Below are 3,105 nucleotides of genomic sequence, written 5' to 3'. Positions count from 1 at the left end.
GGCCCCCCCCCCGTCCGGGATTCTCGTGGTCGCCGGTATCGGGCGGCCGTGGGCTCCCCGCTACCGGGCGGGGTGTCTCCACATCGGGTAGAGGGCCGGGCCCTCGTCTTCGAGGTGGAAGGGTTTGGCGTGGGCCCGGTAGCCCAGGTCCTCGTACAGCCGCACCGTGTCCGTCGAGACCGCCTCCAGGTAGGCGGGCGTGTCCTCCTTGTCGAGCCGTTCGTGCAGCCCGTGGAGCATGGAGCGGGCTATGCCCTTGCCGCGCATCTCCTCGCGGACGCCGACCAGCGCCACGTACACGTGCGGCTCGGTCGGGTGGTGGTGCTCCATGAGCCGGTCGAGGTACGCGAACCGCTCGTAGTGGTCGCCGCTGGCCTCGCGCAGTCGCCGGTCGTAGTCGGGGATCGGCGGCGGCGGTTCGGTGTGGTCGAACCAGATCACCGCGCCGTCGAGGTCGCCGGAGGCGACGATCCCCCCGTGCGCCTCGGCGTGCTCGGCCAGCATCTCGAACTGGCCCCGGACGGCCTTGAGGCGCTCTGCGGGGTCGGCGGCGATCCAGCGGGCCGTCGGCAGTTCCAGGAACGCCTCCGCCAGCAGAGCCGCGACCTGCGGATTACCGGCCACCGGCCACCTCCGCCGACTCCGGTTCGGTCGCCTGGACCAGCGTGGCCTTCGCGCCGTGGCCGATGCCTGCGTACACCTCGGGTTCGGCGCGTTTGAGGTAGGCGCCCCAGGCGGCGCCCAGGAGCGCCAGCGCCCCGAACACGATCGGCACCAGCTGCGGGATGAGCGAGCCCTTCTCCACGCCCAGCAGCGTGTGGAAGTGGATGACCGCCAGGTAGAGCACGCCTGCCAGCGCCAGGAACGACAGGATCGGGGCGATGCGGGTGTGCCAGAGCGGCTCGTCCCGGCGGTCGCGCCAGAAGTAGACGACGACGGCCACCGCGCAGGCGGTGAACAGGGCGATCAGTCCGATCCCGGAGGCGGTGCCCACGTAGTAGAACAGGTGCGTCAGCGGGTCGAGGCCGAGCGCGGCCCACAGGAGGATGACGACGCCGCCGACCGCGGTCTGGGTGAGCGAGGCGGCCACGGGCGCGCAGGCTTTGACGGAGGTGCGGCCCAGCTTCGCGGTGATGACCTGCTCGCGTCCGAGGGCGAACAGGTAGCGGGCGGTGGTGTTGTGGAACGACAGGGCCGCGGCGGTGATCGAGGTCAGCAGGAGCACTTCGCCGATGGTGATCCACGCGGATCCGATCTGCTCGCCGGCGAGGGCGAACATGAGCCCCGAGGGGTCGGCCGAGGCGGCCTCGACGACGTTGTCGTCGCCGACGGCGGTGATGATCGACCAGGAGGCGGTGATGTAGATCAGGGCCAGGATGCCGATGGTGGCGACGGTGGCCCGGGCGACGGTGCGGCGGCGGTCGCGGGCCTCCTCGCCGTACACGGTCGGCGATTCGAATCCGATGAAGCCGACCACGGCCAGCGCCAGGACCGCTCCGGCGGCCTCGCCGCCGAGGGCGCTCGGCGAGAGGGCCGCGAAGGACAGGCCGTCGTCGGCGTGCATGAAGTTGGAGACGCTGAACAAAAGGATCACGGCGATCTCGACGCTCAGGAGCACGGCCAGGACCTTCGCGTTGATGTCGACCGCGCGGGTCCCGAGCAGGCCGATGAGGAGCCAAGCGGCCAGGGCCGCGACCCACCAGGGCACGTCCAGGCCCATGCGCGCGATGACGCCCTGGGCGGTGAGCCCGAGCAGGCCGTAGAGGCTGATCTGGAGGGCGCAGTAGGAGGTAGCGGCGACCCACGCGGCGGCGACGCCGGTGACGCGGCCCAGGCCGCGGGCGACGAACGCGTACATGGCGCCGGCGTTGGTGATGTGCCTGGCCATGGTGGTGTAGCCGACGCTGAACAGCCACAGGCAGGCGGCGATGAGGACGTAGCCGATGGGGATGCCGATCTGGCCGGCGATGGCGAACATGACCACGACCCCGCCGGCGATGACCGTCAGCGGGGTGGCGGCGGTGAGGGAGAAGTGGAGCAGGCTCATCGTCCCGAGCTTGTCTCGGGCCAGAGCGGATCTGACCATGCTGGTCTGCGCGGTGGGGGCGGACATCGAGTGGTCTCTCCTATCGGATTGCGAGGTTGCGGTGGGAGGGATCAGAAGTTGCCGCCGCTGATGGCGGTGTCGGCCACGGCGGCCGCCAGGTGCCCCCGGACGGCCTGGAGCGGCGCGGGGAGGGCCTTGACGTGCGCTTGGGCGTATTCGTATGCGCCCGAAGGAGTCTGGGAGTACAGCGACTTGGACAGCCCGACCGCCTCGGTGAGCGCCATCAGGAACGCGTCGGGCAGCGGCATGCGGCGGGCCATCGCGGTCAGGTGCCCGCGCATCCGCGCCAGGGGCGCCCCGGCGACGAGCGCGTCCTTGGCCGCGTAGGCGACCTGGGTGCGCCGCCAGCGGGTCCGCTGCCGGATCTGCACCATCAGCCCGGCGATGACCATGTGCTCGGCGGTCTTGGTGTAGATGTCGGCGACGGTCAGGAACTCGAGCCATTCGGGCACGGGCAGGGGTTCGGGCTCGGCGCGGACGAGTTCGACCAGCCACAGTCCGAGGGAGTCGGAGGGCGGGCCCGCGCCGTGGTCGCCGAGGGCGAGCTTGGAGCCGTCGCGGACGTGCACGTCGAGGTGCCCGGAGAGCACCAGTTCGGCGATGAGCGCGGCTCCGAGCCCCAGCCCGGTCACGTACGGCGTCACCGCCGGTTTGTAGAAGTCGTGGTGAGAGGTGATCAGAAGTGCGTCATAGACGAGTCGGGGGGTGGGTGCGGCGGGCACCGGGGGTGATCCTTCCTACACAGTGCGATTCATCCGGCTACCATACCGTTATCGTCTCAGCGACCGGTTCCCGGTATTCCTCATGTTTTGGTCCGCAGGTCAGGCCCGCCCGAGTTCGCTCCCACGAGCGTCGGCTGCGCCTCTGGTGCCGTGAACGCACGATTAGGCGGTGTTTAAGGACCCCTGACGGCCGCTATCCGGCCGATTCGCCGGGGGTCCTTAAACACCGCCTAGCCGCAATGCCGTTCGGTTAGGGCTGGGGTGTTGGTGTCAAGC

Annotated in this window: 3 protein-coding genes; all 3 read right to left on the bottom strand. The window is 70.4% G+C overall.

The window, feature by feature from the left end:
• Window positions 1-60 precede the first annotated feature (60 nt).
• The 3 genes from JFB92_RS26575 to JFB92_RS11310 are packed head-to-tail and all read right to left on the bottom strand — an operon-like array spanning window position 61 to window position 2,829.
• Window positions 61-624: a GNAT family N-acetyltransferase gene (locus tag JFB92_RS26575; RefSeq protein WP_199038199.1), complete on the bottom strand. Its 564-nt coding sequence runs from the start codon at window positions 622-624 to the stop codon at window positions 61-63.
• Window positions 614-2,113 carry an APC family permease gene (locus JFB92_RS11315; protein ID WP_199038197.1) on the bottom strand — a complete coding sequence of 500 codons (1,500 nt, stop codon included), beginning with the start codon at window positions 2,111-2,113 and terminating at the stop codon, window positions 614-616. The genes JFB92_RS26575 and JFB92_RS11315 overlap by 11 nt, the downstream gene beginning before the upstream one ends.
• Before the next feature lie 44 nt (window positions 2,114-2,157).
• Complete coding sequence (locus JFB92_RS11310) at window positions 2,158-2,829, bottom strand: GPP34 family phosphoprotein (protein WP_199038195.1); 672 nt, start codon at window positions 2,827-2,829, stop codon at window positions 2,158-2,160.
• Window positions 2,830-3,105: the final 276 nt, after the last annotated feature.

Source organism: Glycomyces salinus, assembly GCF_016428645.1.
GTDB classification, from domain to species: domain Bacteria; phylum Actinomycetota; class Actinomycetes; order Mycobacteriales; family Micromonosporaceae; genus Glycomyces; species Glycomyces salinus.
Note: the sequence above shows the minus strand (reverse complement) of the source record. Positions and strands in the feature narration are given on the sequence as shown.

Bases quoted from the DNA above. Each gene is read 5' to 3' on its own strand.
- JFB92_RS11315 (WP_199038197.1), bottom strand. From the start codon at position 2,113: ATGTCCGCCCCCACCGCGCAGACCAGCATGGTCAGATCCGCTCTGGCC.